Source organism: Paenibacillus sp. 22594, from assembly GCF_052044425.1.
Taxonomy (GTDB): domain Bacteria; phylum Bacillota; class Bacilli; order Paenibacillales; family Paenibacillaceae; genus Paenibacillus_AQ.
In genome coordinates this window covers 161,272-178,028 of sequence record NZ_JBQENA010000002.1, presented here as the reverse complement: position 1 = coordinate 178,028, position 16,757 = coordinate 161,272, and the positions used below count along the sequence as shown (strand labels likewise).

Sequence of the window (16,757 nt, the reverse complement as noted above, 5' to 3'; positions counted from 1 at the left end):
GGTCTGTTTTTTCGAAAAACCGTACTGCAGAAAGAAGCTCCGCTTCTCTATAGAAAAGCGGAGCTTTCTGCTATCTACCGGTTTTATGCTTTGAACGATAGGCTATCGGTGTTTCTCCTGTCAGCTTTTTGAATACCGTCGAGAAATAAGAAATCGTATCAAATCCGGCGTCCATAGCAATCTCGCTAATGCTCGCCGTGCTCTCAATGAGCATTTGCTTCGCCGCCCTGATGCGAAAGTCGTTCAGGTACTCCTTGACCGTCTGGCCGGTCTCGTTCTTGAACACCTTCGCCAGATAATCCGCTGTCAGATATACACTTGCGGCGACATCCTCACGACTGAGGTCCTGCCTGTAATTTTCTTGGATAAATCGCTTCGCTCTCTCGACAACTCCTTCGGACTGCAGTACTTCTTTGATAGAATCCACCGTTTTGTCCGTAAGCGCCTGAGCCCACTTCATGAAGTCAAACACACTGCTGTCGGCATTCTGGGCCAAGCTTTGAGTCACATCGTCGGCAAATAGCCGATGCGCCTGAATATGCTGCCGCGAAAGAAGGGAATAGACCACTTGCAGGAAGTCCTCCCGGATCGAATGAAGTGTCGTTGAATCCAGCTTATTCATACTTGTCAGCAATTCCAGTTCTTTCTTCAGCCGGTTAACAATCTGGACCTTCTCCTTCTGGACAAACAACATGGTGAACAGCTCAATGTCAAGGGTAAAGCGGTCCGTAATATCATAGTGAAAGGGTTCATTCTGCAAATGTACTTTCCCTCTGAAAATGATATTGGACTCATCCAGCTGCTCCAGCTCTGTTTTGACCTGTGAGAGTCCTGAGACTGCAGTCTTCTCACTGAAATAGCAGGTAGCCGTACACTTCAAATATTGCCTGCACATCAGAATAATATTCTCTGCGCTGTCCTGCAGCCACTTCATATCGGGTCGGCTCTCAATAAGGATTGCATTGTAGAACACTTTATCGACTTGATAGGCAATGATCCGGCCTAAGCTCACCTCAGTAATGAGAATTTCAGAAATCAGATTAGAGAGTGCATATTGGAAGACGCTTTCGTCCCATTCTTTCTCGATCTGGGAACGCGGAACACTTATGAGAAAGAGAATATATTCCGTTTGGACAGACAATGATAACTCACGTTTCTGCACTTCACTCTGAATGAGATGGATACGGGGAGACAGAGTGGCTGTCAGCACATCACTCCAGAATCCTCTTTCGACCACATCTTTATTCTTCAGCCACGCAAGCCCCATCTTGCTGTATTCACCCATCATCATCTTTTTCTTCAATGTATCTATGGACTTCCGCAGCGCCGCTTCCAGCTCCTGCTTATCCAACGGCTTGACCAGATAAGAGTCGGCGTCGTATGAGATCGCCTTGGAAGCGAAGCTGAAGCTCTCATGACAGGTTAAAAATATAAAACCTCCTTCATATTGGCGGTCTCTAGTCCACTTGATCATATCAATACCGGAGCCTCTCGGCATTTCGATATCGCAAATGATTAAATCAGGCTCGCTCTTATCGAATATTTGTTTCGCATCCTGTATGTTATGAGCGGTCTGCAATTCGGTTATTCCAAATTCATCCCAATTCACAATACCGAGCAGGGCTTCAACCGTAGGTATATCATCATCAATCAACATACAACGCATATTATCTCCCCCTACAACATGGGCTGATCGGATTTTTTTACAGGTATCCACATTTCCACTCTTGCGCCTGACGTCTCTGCATTGGACAGCTTAAGCAGATCATCACGTTTGTAGAGCAGCTGGAGGGTTTTGCGGATATTGGCTATCCCGACCCTGCCCCCATCCTCCGTCACCTCTTCTGTTACAGACTGGCTTAGCCATTCGGAAGAGAAGCCTCCTCCATTATCCTCAATCACAATACTGACAAATGGCTTTCCGTCTCTTGTCTCTGACCGCACACGTATGAAGATCGATAGCATTTCTTTATAGAACATCGCGTGCTTGAATGTATTTTCAACAAAAGTCTGGATCATAAATTGCGGGATGGGCACTTGGCGGACTTTATCATCGATCTCTATCATGAAAAATACTTGGTCCGGATACCGGATCTCTTGCATCCGGATATAGTTTTCGGCGTGCTTGATCTCTTCCTCCATTGAGACTTCCACAAGTCCTCCCTTAAACATATATCTTAGATGTTCCGAAAGGCAGTGGATCATCCGCCGTATTTCTTCATTCTTATTGTGATACGTCAAGCTGGTTATCGTCGAGATCGCATTCAGAAAAAAATGGGGTCTGATTTGCATCTGCAGATATTTGATTTCTGCGCGGCTGATTTCGATCTGTTCTTCATAGGATTGGATCTTCAGATCCTTGATTTCACTAACCATGGATTCGAGCGCATGAAACAGCTTCATAAACTCCAGGGAGTACGGTACACCCTGAGGAACCTGGTACTCCAGCTGCCCCTGCTCAACCACTTTGGCCGCCTTCACCAACTCGAGGATCGGCTTCAACACATCCCTTGTTAAGAACCTCAGTACGAGCGGTACAATGATAACCGAAAGAACAGCCAATAAGGCGATGCCCCACTGAATAAGCTTCAATCCCGAGAACAAGCCTCCCTTGGCAACCATATTTGTGATCTGGCCAAACTCTTCAATCGGTTCGGATATAATCAGAAAGCTGCGCTGATACTCTTTGGTTAAGCTGCCCAAGGTCGAATCTGCCTCTTTCAGGACGATATTATTCGCAGATAAAATTTTCCCCTCTGTATTACTCAATACATAACGGTTATGATCGTTGCTCCCCCTGTCTACCATGGATAATAGGGTATCCGCTTTGACTAACGTTCCAAAGCTGACTTGGGAATAGGTGATATATTTGAACAAATAATAATCACCCTGGACCTGGAACACCTTCCATTCATCACTTTCATCAGCTGGACTGGAGCTGAACTTGTGTGTATTGAGAAAATCGACCAGAGCGAGCTTATCACCGGATGGAATCCGGCTGCTGAATTGTTCCAGCACGAGCTCTCCGGAAAGTCTGATAAACATGCCGTCACTGGAATAATCGTTCGCCATTTTTGCCAGCAGGTTATTTTTGAGCTGCTGCACTTTGAAATATCCGCTGCTCTCATCCAGGTTGGCTACATTCACTGCAGCATCAATGTTATGATCGAACACCTCAATTAAATCTTTGGAGAAATTGTTGAAGTTATTATGAATGTTAGCCTGATAGAGGGCAAGCGTATTCCGCGAGCTGGTTAGTGCATTGCTTCGTACAACTTCCAGGGAGTAAATATTACTCAGAACAAGGATGGACAACAGGATCGCAAGAATAACTGTCATCTGCAACGAAAACTTGAACACGATACTGTTTGTTCGAATCATACCACCATTTCTTCCTCCCCGGAATCCAGCAAGCCCCTGAGCCGATATATTCTCGATCGGACCCAGGGGCGTACTTATATTAGACTTTCAGTTATTTAAGACTTGAAGCTTTTATATAGAGTTACTGTCTTCCCCAGCCCACTGCAGTGCCGACTCAATGGACTTATCCCAGAAATTCCAGTTATGATCGCCTTCACTTTCATGATAAGCATGTCCGGCCTGTTCCCCTTCAAGAAAATCATGGAACCGGCGGTTTACATCCAGCAGGAAATCCTCAGTCCCGCAGACCATATACAGCTTGGGCAGATCAAGTCCCTTCGCCTTGAGATCCAGGACAAGCCTTTCCGGGTCTTTATCACTGCCAAGCAGCTGGCTCAGATCACCAAAGGTGCTGGTGTAGTAACTATAACTGGCGATACCGTCATTGTAATCCGGGGACACATTGGCAACTTTATAAGACACCAGTGCTGAAGACAAGGCTATAATACGGCCGAATTGGTCTGCATATTTCAGACCGTTGCGAATTGCTCCATAGCCGCCCATGGATAAACCGCCTATCCATGTATCCTCGCGTGCCGCAGACAGCGGGAATAGCTTGCGTGTGAAATCCACCAGTTCCCTGCCGATATATTCCCCGTAGTATTCTCCCCTATTCTCATCGTCCAAATAGAAGTGATTTTCTCCTGCGGGCATAAAAACCGCAACCTGATATCTGTCCGACAGCTCCCGGATCCGTGAGAAGTTCATCCAATCGTTATGGCTCCCGGAAAAGCCGTGCAGCAGATACAGCGCCCTCAAAGGTTCTCCCGACCATACCGGCAGTCCTAATCCTTCAGGCAGATCAACCGGCATTAATGCATTTAACGTTACTTCTCTTTTCAGACATTTCGAATGAAAGCTTATTTGTAGCGTAGCCAAAATAACCACTCCTTAAAAACGGAATTCGCATTAAACCAAATAAGTAACAGCAATGCCTTGCTCATCCACATATTCAATAACGGTTTGATAGGTCTGCAGGTTGATGAACAACTTACAATACTTCTCACCTTGTTCCCATAACAACCGGATCTCATCCGTTACCGTCTCAAGCACCTGGAACGTTCCTCCGAAGGCACTGTAAGTATTCCGGAAGCGAATCAGCTTCATTAGCCGCTTCACAACATCCCGTTCAAGCCCCTCCTCAATTTCCTCCAGGGTATAATTATGGCGGTTAATTTCGCGTCCTTCCCCCGTTGCTCTTACCTGCTCCACATCATTTATTCCAGCTAATAAGCCTACATAGTACACCTGCGGAATACCTGGTGTGAAGAATTGAATCGCTCTTGCAGCGAGATAAGCATCGTCATCTTCATTTAGCGCGCTATAATACGTGCAGCGTATCTGATGGACATCGAATCCGTCCTCGCCCTTATGCTCCTCCGACAAGATGAGGCTCAGATTAGCCCCTCTATCCACACAGAGATTGACCAGCTCCCGAGCTTCATTCGTGTCGATCAGCTCATCAAGATCCGGCTTAACAGGAATACCGTCGTGGCAATCGAGCATGGTGAACTGCTTATGCGGGCGGGTCTTCAGATAGGAATACAACTCCGTATTGGATCTGCCGGTGAGCGCCTCAAGTACCCGGTACGGCAGAATGAAGTCATATATCCAGCACCCGTATTCCGACAATTTGTATTGGATGCTATAGTGAGCATGCACCTCGGGCAGCAGCTCAAGCTCCAGTGAATCCGCCAATTCTTTGATCCAGTCGAGAAATTCATAAATGTCAGGCTCCACAAAAAAACAACTGGTTCCCAGCTTCTTAATTACGTATCCTACAGCATCGAGTCTTACAATTTTGACGTTATTTTTCTTGAAGTTTTCAAAAAATGACTGCAGGAGCTGGCGGGTCAACGAGGAATGGACATCCAGATCAATTTGCTCCGAAGGATCCGTTTTGCCAAAGGTTGTCCAGACCTTCTCTTCCTCACCGCTCCCGCTGATAGAAAAGCTTGAATAAGGCAGGGGTCTGCGCAAAAACATTTTTTCTATATCCGCTTGAACAGGCTCTCCATTTTCCCAGATTTTGTCCAGGGTTATAAACAAATCAGCATATTCAGAAGCGCGGCCTTTCATCAGGAAATCCTGAAAATAAGGAGATTGCCTGGATATGTGATTCACCATCAAGTCCACCAGCACATCGAATTCTTTCCCTATCTCCCGGATATCCTCCCATGACCCGAAGCCCGGATCAATTTCCAGATAGGTCAGAGGAGCAAATCCGCGGTCTCCGGAGGAAGGAAATGGCGGGAGGATGTGAATTCCGCCTTCGAAGAGGCCGGCAAATTGTTTGCGCAGCACCTGATGAAGCTTCTTCAGGTCCCCGCCCAGCGAATCGGGATACGTAATCAACTGTACTTGATTCTTCAGTGTCATCTGAAACCTCCTACAGGTTAAATTGTTGTTTAATTTCTTCCAGAGTTGGCAGATTCACTACCGCACCCATGAATCTTAGTTTGTACGCGCTTACGGCAAAGCCGAGCTCCAGCGCCTCATTGAGGGTATACCCCTTGACGACAGCCGCATAGAATCCGGACCAAAAGGCATCTCCTGCACCGGTCGTATCTTCGATTTTGGTAGCTTTAGTATCGAACGTCAACGTTTCTATACCATTCGAAACTATCGCTCCTTCTTTACCCAAGGTCATCACAATCAACTTGGCGCCAAGCTCCAAAAACCTCTCGACTTGCTCAGTCGGCGTGCCTGGCCCAAACAGACGCTCTGCATCATCTTCCGAAGGCTTGATAATATCAACTTTGGGTATGATAGATTTGACATAGGAGACGCCATCTTCACCTTTCTGCCAAATCAAGGGATGATAGTTCGGATCGAAGCCAATCAGCAGCTTATGTTTTCTTGCTATCTCGATAACCCGTTCAACCGTATAACGCGATGGAACTCTCGAGATCGGCCAGCACGAAAAGTGGACAATTTTGGAATGGATCAAGGCTTGTTCCAAAGCATCATTGTACACCAATTCGCTATCCGCTCCGCGGTAAAAGATCGGAATAGGCGTTTCCTGACTCTTCGTGATCACCACCATGCTGGTAGATTCATCCACCCGCTGGACTCCGCTGGTATCTATTCCTGCCCTTTTCAATCCTTTTACCAGAAAAGCTCCAAGACCATCCCGGCCCACCGCCGAAGCAACTTGAGACCGGATGCCAAGCTTATGGACATTGATGGCAATATTGGAAGGTGACCCTCCAAAATATCTGGTATATCCGTCGCATTCAAAAGCATCGCCATAGTCATTGGAAATCATGTCAACCAGAAGCTCTCCAACCGTTAACACATCGTTCGCTTTATCTTCAAATGGTATTGCCTCACCGAGATTAAACACCCGTTCTCCCCCTAAAACTCCAATATCCTTTCGATATATACATTCTATTGCTTCTGTTTACGCAATACTTCAAAAAAAACGTTCGTTTCTTTCAATTCAAAGACAGAACACGGGATCAGAGCCAGTGCTTACGGATTCAAAGCTCTTGCCATAGCGTTGATATAGTCCTCTCTGGCACGCCGGCTAATCCCGGCTGTTGGAACGGCGTGTTCAAAGCCATGATAGCCGCCGGGATAGAGATGAAATTCCACATCGACGCCGGCCTGAGCCAATCGGGTGACATATTCGATCGTTTCGTCGCGGAACGGATCAAGCTGTCCGACACAGGTATATGCGGGAGGCAGATCAGCCAGATTATCTGCGCGGCTGGGTGCAGCGTAAGGAGAGGTATCTCCTCCGGAAGGTCCCCCAAGATACATTTCCCATGCAGCCAGGTTATTCTCCCGGTTCCAGACCGAAGAATGTGTAATCTCATGGCTGGAGGGCGTATCATTGCGATCGTCAATCATCGGATACAGCGGCAGTTGGAAGCAGAGTAACGGACCTCCTTTATCCCTGGCCATTAGTGCCAGGGCTGCAGCCAGTCCTCCACCTGCGCTCGCTCCGCCGACTGCTATCCGGGCCAAATCGATATTGAGATCATTGTTGATACCGGCTAGCCACACTAACGCCGCGTAACTGTCCTCAATTGCTGCCGGGAACGGATGCTCAGGTGCAAGACGGTAGTCGGGCGAAACGACAACACAGTTGGCTGCTAATACAAAGCTTTCACATAACGCATCATCTCCACTGGGATGGCCAAGCACATAGCCTCCACCATGGGTCCAAAGAAGAGCTGGTAGTGTATTTTCATTTCTCTGAGCCGGTTCGTAAATTCTAACCAACATTTGGTATGAACCGTCAGCTACGGACAGATATCGTTCCGTAATGCGAACGAGCTCCGACTTTTCCGCAGGGTATTGAATATTTCCTCTGGCAGAATCCAGATCACCCGGCAAATGAAACGGCGGCAATTCTGCTACCCCTTGTCTTAATTCTGGAGCTACTCGGTTTATAAAATCCATCTGGGTTTCCTCCATTATGATTTCTTAGTGGAATCAAGTCGTTCGTTTTTCAGAAATTGTTTTATGTCGTATCACGTTCGATAAGAGTCACCGGGAACGTGTTAACCATAGGAATTTCTTTGCCTTCGATTTGCTGAACAACCAACTGAATGATAGAATCGCTCATCTCCTGAATCGGCTGTCTGACTGTGCTAAGTCGCGGTGAGATCAGCGAAGCGATCTGAACGTCATCATAACCTACAATTTTGATCTCTGAAGGAATATCCTTCTTCATCAGGTGACAAGCTTGAATGACCTCCGCTGCAATCACGTCACTGCTCGCGAATACTCCGTCTATTTCCGGATGCTCTTGAAAGTATGCGATCATTGCAGCGGAGTTCCGGGTGTGCTTGCTCCCTTCAGCATCCAATTGCAATTGCAGCGGCTCAATGCCTGCGCTCTCTACCTCAGCTTCATATCCCTGCCTTCTCTGGGCAGCGAGCATCGAGTGATGCTGCGGACCGTCTATTCCACGATCAATGAAGACCGGATGAAGGCAGCCCTTGTCGATTAATAATCTCGCGGCGAGTTTACCGCCTTCTAAATTGTTCGAAGTGACAACAGGAATATCCTCCGAAATAACGCGATCGAACGAAACAATAGGCAGGGCCAAATGTAGATAATGCTGGACATCCAGCACTGCACTGCCCATGATGATGGCATCCACTTGATTCTTTTTCAGCATCTCAATGTATTCCATTTCTTTGGAGACATTGCGGTTGGAATTACATAACAATAGTTTGTAGCCCTTATGATGCGCGTAATATTCAAGATGGTAAGTGAGTTCAGCAAAAAAAGGATGCGAGATCGTCGGTATGATCAGACCGATCATATTCGATCTTTTTCTGAACAAGGCCCGGGCCATTTCGTTCGGCTGATAATTCATCTCCTTCATCACCCGGTAGACCTTTTCCTTTGTCTTTTCACTGATATAACCTCTATTATTAAGTACTCTAGAAACGGTATTAATAGAAAGCCCCGCATTTTTCGCGACATCTTTAAGATTCGGCATATATACCACCTTGTTTTTAATTCCAATTCACATTTGAATTCTGCGCGTATTTCAGCAGTTCATTTGAATGCGCATTCATTTCTATTGTCCCTTTATGATAACCGGTTAACATTTTCATGTCAACCGGTTATCATAAAGAAAAGCCAAAGGGTCTAAGGCTAGTAAAAAGAACAACCATTCTAATCAAATGGCTGTTCTTAAATTCAACCTGAAAAGTATGAAGTTAACCGGATGCATGTATATTCTGTTTTAATTGCAGGGCCGGATCGGTTCCCAAAGTATCAATCTTCACCCCATGAAATTCCGCTGTACCTTGACTGACGAATAGTGCAAGCTTTCCGTGCTGAATATCATATATTCTGGCACTCAAAGCCACTTCCCTTCCAACATAAATCTCACAGATCGTTCCGTCCACAAATACCTTCAGCTCATACTTCTGATCTGGCAGCAGCTTGAGCGGACGTTCCAGTTCCACATCGTAAGGAAAGGTTTTGCCCCCCTCTTCCGTTTGCATAATCGGTCCACGGAAGGTAATCCGGCTTCGTTCTGGTTCCAGCGTGATATAGTAGGCAATATCCAGACCCTCATCTGCCCTGAGCATGATCCCCAAACCTTGGGTAGAACCGGAGAAAGTAACGTCGGCTGAGATTTTGCACAATTCCGGCAATTCTTCCTCTGTGATGCAGCCAGCAAAGGAATACGGGGAATCGCATCGGATCGAAGCTTCTGTAATCGCCCACTCTCCAGCAACTCCATAAAAATGAGCAGGTAACTGGTGGGTGAAAGCCGAGTCAATGGTATCTGGAACTTTTACACCTAGTGTCCCGTCCGGGCGCTGATTGATTTCATGCACAACCATATTGCCCCCCCAATCCCATGTGTCATAATCTTTGCCAGAAGCTTTAGGAGGATTCCAGCCAAACAGATCGTCATTTTTTGTCGGATTCCAGCCGAACAAATATCGCTTTTGTCCATCGGATACTGACTTCGCCGCATAATAAGCCCGTCCATCAAAGGCTTCCTCAAGAGGTGTAATCCATGGTCCGTTCAAGGAACGACTCATCCGGTAAAAGGTACCGAAACGCCCTGTATAAGAAGAATAGATGAGGTACCACCAGTCCCCCATCCGGAATAGGTCTGGGCATTCATGCGCTCCCACATGCAGGTTCGGCGCATACAGTGGCTCCCGGTATTCCCAATGTTTGAGATCCTTAGAGGATAGTAAGCCTGTACAGCCTTTCCGGTTCGTCGGTCCTTTGGCTAGAGCTGCGATCAGCATCCAGTATTGCCCTTCTTCTTCATTCCAGAAAACAAAAGGATCACGCCAGTCCGCCAGCTCATAAATTTCGCCATCCGGACCAAAAGTGTCTTCAGGAATAGGCTCCCATGTTTGCAGATCCTTACTGACGGCATGACAGGCAAACTGTTTTCCATCAGGAAAAATACAATAGAACATATGATAGATATCATCAACCTTGAGGATGTGGCCAGTCCCACCTTCGATTTTACAAGCTCCATCTTCCCTGAAATTCACAAAATCCTTCGTTCCGAGCAAATGCCAGCCTTGCTCAAGGCCTTCACGATAATTTCCTCTCCAGCCATGGAGATAAAAAAGTTTAAACTCTCCATCTTCATAGTAGGGGATTACATCCCCCACCCAGGCGTTCTCCGGACGATAAAAAAATTCTTTCATTAATCGTTCATCCCCTTATGGTGATTGGCTAAGCGTTCATCCAGCGAAACCGGCATATACGCATCATTTGTACCTTGTTCCTGATACCAGTAGACGGTGGCGGCAGATTACACCGGGGCCATCCAATTCCAAGGCCACAATACCCTCACCTTCCCGGCGGAGGAAACCTCCGCCCATCATCGTTAGCGTGCTTCAAGATCATATAGTTTTCTCACAAGGTCTCTATTCGTATAAACGGTCTGTTCTTGCTCCTTGACTTCCCCGGCTTTCCCTTAGCCATTATTTATTGACTTCATCCAGCAGCAGCGAGATGATTTGCGCGCTTTCTGCACGGTTTACCGCTTCATGTGGCATGAATAACTGGTTGCCACGCCCGGTAACTAATCCAAGCTCCTGTAAGGCAGCCACTGCATCTGCAGCCCAACTACTTATCGAAACGTCATCCTTGAAATTGCTTTGACGATTAACAGCAGCCTTCTTTCCTGTATGAAACAGATACGCTTTGTAAATCATAGACGTCATTTCTTCACGACTTATGGTGTCCTCCGGCGCAAAGGTATCCTTGTTTCTTCCGGTGACAATTCCCGCTTCGTATGCTGCTGCAATAGAAGAAGCATACCACTTCGTGGGTGCTACATCCTTGAATGCAGCCGGGTTTGCAGCATGGATTCCAAGTACACGGGTGATTAAGGAAGCAAACTCAGCCCTTGTCACGTTTTGTTTTGGTGCAAATGCAGTTTCACTCACACCCAGGACAATTTGTTCCGCTGCCATCCTTTTTATAACATCATGGGCCCAATAGGAGGCATTCACATCTTCAAATGATTTATCATAAGTAAGGACGGCATACTTGCTGAAATGACTCACCTTTGCCGTCCATTTACCGTCCGCATAGGTTCCACCCATATATTCCAGTCTGCCGTCATCTGAGATGTAATAAATGCCCGTTAAATCTTGGCGGGAATTCTCCTGTGAAGCCAATCTGATTGTGACGGGTTTGGAGAATTTTTCAAGCGTAAGCGCCGTTCCATCGGCCTTCACGATTGACAATTTGAAGTCGTAGACCTCCCCATTTATAGAGATATCCGCATGATTCTTCTGTCCGGCCCGCGAAAGTAATTCTTTGTTCTGCTCTGAATTTAAAGTACCCATTTCAAAAGAGATCTTCGCCTGCCCAAGCTCACTGCCCGTAACCATTGCCTGTAAATCCTTCAATACTTCTGCGGGAACTTCAATCTCCACATCTGTTTTTTTTACTTTCAGGGCATTCTTGCCGTCATTTGCCGCGATGGACACCGGAAACATCACTTGCCGCTCTCCCTTTGCCATCTCGAATGACAAACTGCTTTGACTCTCAGGTTTGCTTGCCGGAATCACAGGCTGATTCGGAGGACTGGTTGTGACAGCTGTATCGGTTGGATCAATCGGACCGGTCGGGTGGGTTGGGTCAGCTGGACTGGCAGGTCCACTTGGATCAGTTGGGTCAGTTGGGCCAGTTGGGTCGGTAGGTTCATTCGGATTCGTCGGATTCTGCACCTTTACCGGTACATTGAAATCATCGACATTAATATGTCCGAAACCGCCTGTGGATTGGTCAACCACCTTAATGTAAAGCTCCTGGCCAATATACTGTGATGCATTCCAAATCTTCCGTTGATACTCCTCATAGTTAGTGGCTGTTTCTTTAAATAGTTCTTTGCCGTCCGATGCCCGGACCAGCGCAACATACAGCTTAGCGATATCACGCCCGCCGCTGACCAGGAAGTTGATTTTACCGTTCCCGCCAAGGACGAAATTCTGCGATTTCAGTGTTCCCGTTAAGCTGTCTCCGCCGGCTTCCTCGTTGAAGCCCCACAAATGATAGCCACCTGGAATTTTATGCGAAGGATTGAAGTAGATCGTATCCCAGAAAAACTGCGCATCGGTCACATGGATATCCTGAAAAGCATCTCCTTCTGTAATCCAACCGGTTAAGTCTCCTGTGGCAAAATCATGATTGGTCAGATCTGTAATATCGGTATACACCGAGTTATCCCAATTGTCAGGCACGTCGACCGGAGCAGCCGCTTCACCCGTCAAAGCATTCATATTCCATACTTCCATCGACTTGACCGTTATATCGTTGTCGGCCCAAACCTGCAAGCCCAAGGAATCGTATCTTCCCACGAAGACGCGGGTTGTCAGTTTTTTCTTATCATTGGCAAAGGCTTCGACAACCGAGCGGTCCAGGAAAATATGCAGCTTCAAGTTCTCTCCGTCCAGATCCACGTATCCGCCTTGAATGCCGTCCACGCGCACATCCGGATCAATGCTGCTCTTGGTCCGGTCCACATTGAACGTCCCATTTGTCTTGTCATAGTAAATCAGCGTTTCCTCCTGGCCGTTATCGGAGCGCCGCACCTTAAGACCGAATTTCTGGGCTTCACCCGGATCAATTTCCATCACGATCTCCAACATGTCGCCTTTGACACTCCGGATCAACTGATTGGCGGCGGCCAAATTTTTGTCCGAGAAATCAACCACCTTATCTCCCCGGAGACTCTGCAATTCTTGAATCGGTTCAATACGCAATTGATCATGCTCATCCAGGCTTAGGGAAACTGGCAGTGCCAGATTATGAGCCCAACCGGCTTGATATTCGGCTTGCGGTGTTCTTACATTCTGCACCATGGAGTATACGACTGTTCTACCGTCAGGTGTAACCATACCGCTCTCTGCCGTTAAATAGCCGTCGCCCACATCCATTTTAGAAGGCGCATCCTGATCGGGAATAAACTTGAAATGATCCCGGTCCCAAGTGCCAATCCAGTAAAAAACCTCAACATCTCTTTGCACATCGTTTGCCGGAGGCACTTGCTCCGGTTTCTCATGGGGGTTAACCATGAAAATATACTTTTGCTTGCCCGTACTATCCTTACCTAACGGTAGTAATACCGGCAGTTCCCATACCGTACCGAGCTCCGGATACAGGCTTCTGTCACTAACGTATAGAGGCCCCTTATAGTCCCAGTTGTACATATCGTCAGACACGTACACCAGAGCTGTACCGCTGCTGAAGTCTTGAAGACCGGAAGTCACTAACTGATACCACTTGTCTGTCTCTTTGTCATACCATACAAACGGGTCCCTGAATTCGTTATGAATGCCGTTTCCATTCTGCTCTGTAACCGGTTCAGGATATTTCTCCCATTGCTCTAAGTTAGGGTCCGACAAATCGGACGGAGTCGCCAGCCCTGTTCTTTGGTTCGGCGACAAAGAGTCATTGCCGGCGGTGTAGAACAGAACGGGATTCCCGTTTCGATCATAGGCTGCGCTGCCTGACCATGTACCGTCCGGATCAAGCGTGCCCGCTTCGGGGGCAAGAGCCGGCCTCACATTTTCCCAATGTACCATATCATCGCTCACCCAATGTCCCCAGTGGATCTGATGCCAGTATGGACCTTGCGGGTTATGCTGATAAAATAAATGGTATTTGCCGTTATAATAAATGGGTGCATGTGCTTCATTCATCCAGTTTTGAGGAGGCATAGCATGGTACTGAGGCCGGTGCTGATCACCATCAAACACAGTAGGATCCTCATCAATGTCGCCATTTGGAATTTGTGGAACCTCGCCGCCATGAAGTGTCTTCACACTCTCATATTCAGCAAGGATCTCCTGACCCGTGAGCGCTTTGTTCTGCAGTTTCACTTCATCGATAAGTCCGCTGAACATATTGTAGGAAAACAAGCCCGCAAACTCTGCAGATCTATTGTTTTTTCCGATCATCAGGTTTTCCGTAGAAGGTGTAATTGGAACGTTGACAGGGGTCGCCTCAGAAGCTACTTCCTGACCATTTAAATATAATTTAATGATTCCGTCCTTTTTGTCGAACGTAGCTGCAATGTAATTCCATTTGTATTTTTCGAGTGGATGGTCTTTGACCCATACCTGAATCCACTGGCCGCCAATCCCGACCTGCATCGACCATGTGCCGTGCCGGTACATGCCAAGTGCGAATCCTTCTGCTTTGTCCTGATCGGACTGACTCACAATTCCGGACAGCTTGTTTCCGTCTCCCCATTCGTAGCTGCGCGGGGCGACCCAAGCTTCAAGCGTTAACGCGTCGCTTACAGGAATGGTATCCTTTGCATTGACCTCAACATCATTCGAGTATCCATCGAATAGCAAGGCACCGCCTTTTACTCCACGCGAGGTCCATCTCGGATCCTTCGAGGCCATATATCTGGCGTTGTTAAACACATAGTTCACGTCATGTTCAAGATTGCTTACTTCCTCCAGCGCCTTCTTTCCTGTGACTTCATCAAAGTTCATGTAAAAAATGTTACCCGTACTATGAGCTTGAAAAGCATCAACAGCAATACTGGCTTGATTGGATTGATCGACAACCTTAACATAGAGCCTCTTATTGTAGTGCCCCTGCATTTCCCAGGAAATCTTCTCATTCGCACTGACATCCCCGGTCTTCTCAAGCAACGTGTTCGTGCTGGCATCATATAATGCGACGTAGGCGTCCTGCGGATTGTTGATGCCTACAATAGCGAAGGTGATCGTTCCGGTTCCCTGAAGCTTAAAGGTATTCGAAGTAATAGAACCCTGACCTTCCAAGGTAGACTTGGCATAGAAGCTACCCTCTTTGCCGGTCCCAGCTTCATTAGTGACTTGAAAAGCATTACCTTCAACGGTCCAGTTCTCTAAATTCCCGGTTTCAAAACTAGGATTCCGGATTTCCGTTGGCACAATATTATCCGCCATAACTCCTTCCTCGGGTACAAGTTCATTGAAGGTATTGAAGGCGTCCGCAAAGACCAGTCCCCAATCCGAGGCTGCGTGATCCACGATTTCTAGATACAGCTTCTTTCCGATATACTTCGAGAGATCGGCCTTATATTGCTCCATATTCGCGAGTCTGAGGCCCTGTGCCGGATCCGGGAACCCGGACTCGTTAAATCCGGTATTTCCGTACCTTGCTATCAAATCTCCGGTATCTGCATCGACAACACTTACATAGGCCTGCTCCGTATGCTTGCCTCCGCCCAGTCTGAAGGTAATCCAGCCTGTTCCGCCCAGCTCGAAGGTGCTGGAACGAAGTACACCTGTTGCAGCTTCGGCATATTTCCAGCCGTTTAAATGGTATGAACCTTCCTGGTTGTACGGGATTTGTTCTGCCCACCAGGTGGTTTCGTCCGATACACTGTCTGGACCAAACGCATCACCTTCCACAACGGTCCAGCCTGTCAAATCTCCGGTTTCAAAGCTTGGATTCTGGACTTGATAGCGTTTGAAATCCGGCTTAATATCCTTGGCAACAATGCCCTCGGCTGGCTCGGATTCATGGTACATCAAGAATGCGTCCGCAAAAATCAATCCCCAATCTGAGGTTGCATTATCGACGATCTCCACATACAGCTTCTTGCCCAAATATCCGGAGAGATCCGCCTTATACTGCTCCATATTGGCAAGCCGTAGACCCTGAGCGGGGTTCGGAAAGCCGACGTCGGCAAAAGCACTATTGCCATACCGGGCAACGACTTGTCCCGTCTGGGCTTCCACGATATTCACGTATACTTTGTTAGGATTTTTCGCACCGCCAAGCTTGAAGCTGATCCAGCCGCTGCCGCCCAGCTCGAAGGTGCTGGAACGAAGCACGCCGGTCGCAGCCTCGTCATGTTTCCAGCCGTTTAGATGATAAGTACCTTCTTGATTGTACGGGATTTGTTCTGCCCACCAAGTAGTTTCGTCCGATACACTGTCTGGACCGAACGCTTGACCTTTGACAACCGTCCAACCTGACATATCCCCAGTTTCGAAGCCTGGATTCTGAATTTGATAGACCGCATCTGTAGCTGATAATTCCAAACCATCCCTTGGCGTTTGATAGACTGTATCCGAGACTGACGAGCCTATATCCGCCTTTGGAACAGTAGCTTCCCGAGCTCCAGCTTCGGCTGCGGCCGGAATTCCGGGAGCTACAAGCTGAAGAAGCATCACCCCTATAACCATTCTGGAGATCCAAGGTTTTCTGTCTTTAACTTTTCTCATTCAAGAGCCTCCTTCAAACCTAATTTCGAGATGCTCTCCTTGTACAAGGACGAATAGTTAAGATTATGAAAGGAGAGATAACAAATAAAGCGCTTCCAAATCGAAGGGATGTAAATCTTCTTGATCTTTTATTCCCTGAAC

Annotated in this window: 9 protein-coding genes; all 9 read right to left on the bottom strand. The window is 47.4% G+C overall.

Features of this window, described 5'->3' with window-relative positions; translation table 11 throughout:
- Positions 1 to 70: 70 nt before the first annotated feature.
- The gene (locus ACTJKB_RS07630; RefSeq protein WP_440832979.1) at positions 71 to 1,666 is read right to left on the bottom strand and encodes a response regulator transcription factor; all 1,596 of its coding nucleotides are present in this window, start codon (positions 1,664 to 1,666) and stop codon (positions 71 to 73) included.
- Between the two features lie 11 nt (positions 1,667 to 1,677).
- Positions 1,678 to 3,381 (bottom strand): sensor histidine kinase, encoded by a 1,704-nt coding sequence (locus ACTJKB_RS07625; protein ID WP_440832978.1) that lies wholly within the window; start codon positions 3,379 to 3,381, stop codon positions 1,678 to 1,680.
- A gap of 111 nt (positions 3,382 to 3,492) precedes the next feature.
- Entirely contained in the window at positions 3,493 to 4,308 is an 816-nt protein-coding gene (locus tag ACTJKB_RS07620) for an alpha/beta hydrolase (protein WP_440832977.1), read from the bottom strand.
- Between the two features lie 21 nt (positions 4,309 to 4,329).
- On the bottom strand, positions 4,330 to 5,799 hold the full coding sequence (gtfA, locus tag ACTJKB_RS07615; protein WP_440832975.1) for a sucrose phosphorylase: 1,470 nt from the start codon (positions 5,797 to 5,799) through the stop codon (positions 4,330 to 4,332).
- A gap of 10 nt (positions 5,800 to 5,809) precedes the next feature.
- Positions 5,810 to 6,766 carry a carbohydrate kinase family protein gene (locus ACTJKB_RS07610; RefSeq protein ID WP_440832974.1) on the bottom strand — a complete coding sequence of 319 codons (957 nt, stop codon included), beginning with the start codon at positions 6,764 to 6,766 and terminating at the stop codon, positions 5,810 to 5,812.
- Positions 6,767 to 6,894: 128 nt separating this feature from the next.
- The gene (locus ACTJKB_RS07605) at positions 6,895 to 7,830 is read right to left on the bottom strand and encodes an alpha/beta hydrolase (RefSeq protein ID WP_440832972.1); all 936 of its coding nucleotides are present in this window, start codon (positions 7,828 to 7,830) and stop codon (positions 6,895 to 6,897) included.
- A gap of 61 nt (positions 7,831 to 7,891) precedes the next feature.
- Positions 7,892 to 8,881 carry a LacI family DNA-binding transcriptional regulator gene (locus ACTJKB_RS07600; protein WP_440832971.1) on the bottom strand — a complete coding sequence of 330 codons (990 nt, stop codon included), beginning with the start codon at positions 8,879 to 8,881 and terminating at the stop codon, positions 7,892 to 7,894.
- A 223-nt stretch (positions 8,882 to 9,104) separates the two neighbouring features.
- Entirely contained in the window at positions 9,105 to 10,574 is a 1,470-nt protein-coding gene (locus ACTJKB_RS07595; RefSeq protein WP_440832969.1) for a GH32 C-terminal domain-containing protein, read from the bottom strand.
- Positions 10,575 to 10,853: 279 nt separating this feature from the next.
- The gene (locus ACTJKB_RS07590; protein WP_440832968.1) at positions 10,854 to 16,616 is read right to left on the bottom strand and encodes an S-layer homology domain-containing protein; all 5,763 of its coding nucleotides are present in this window, start codon (positions 16,614 to 16,616) and stop codon (positions 10,854 to 10,856) included.
- Positions 16,617 to 16,757 lie beyond the last annotated feature (141 nt).

Excerpts from the sequence above, each read along its gene's own strand:
- ACTJKB_RS07630 (WP_440832979.1), bottom strand. The coding sequence starts at position 1,666 with ATGCGTTGTATGTTGATTGATGATGATATACCTACGGTTGAAGCCCTG.
- ACTJKB_RS07625 (WP_440832978.1), bottom strand. The coding sequence starts at position 3,381 with ATGATTCGAACAAACAGTATCGTGTTCAAGTTTTCGTTGCAGATGACA.
- gtfA (WP_440832975.1), bottom strand. The coding sequence starts at position 5,799 with ATGACACTGAAGAATCAAGTACAGTTGATTACGTATCCCGATTCGCTG.
- ACTJKB_RS07605 (WP_440832972.1), bottom strand. The coding sequence starts at position 7,830 with ATGGATTTTATAAACCGAGTAGCTCCAGAATTAAGACAAGGGGTAGCA.
- ACTJKB_RS07600 (WP_440832971.1), bottom strand. The coding sequence starts at position 8,881 with ATGCCGAATCTTAAAGATGTCGCGAAAAATGCGGGGCTTTCTATTAAT.
- ACTJKB_RS07595 (WP_440832969.1), bottom strand. The coding sequence starts at position 10,574 with ATGAAAGAATTTTTTTATCGTCCGGAGAACGCCTGGGTGGGGGATGTA.
- ACTJKB_RS07590 (WP_440832968.1), bottom strand. The coding sequence starts at position 16,616 with ATGAGAAAAGTTAAAGACAGAAAACCTTGGATCTCCAGAATGGTTATA.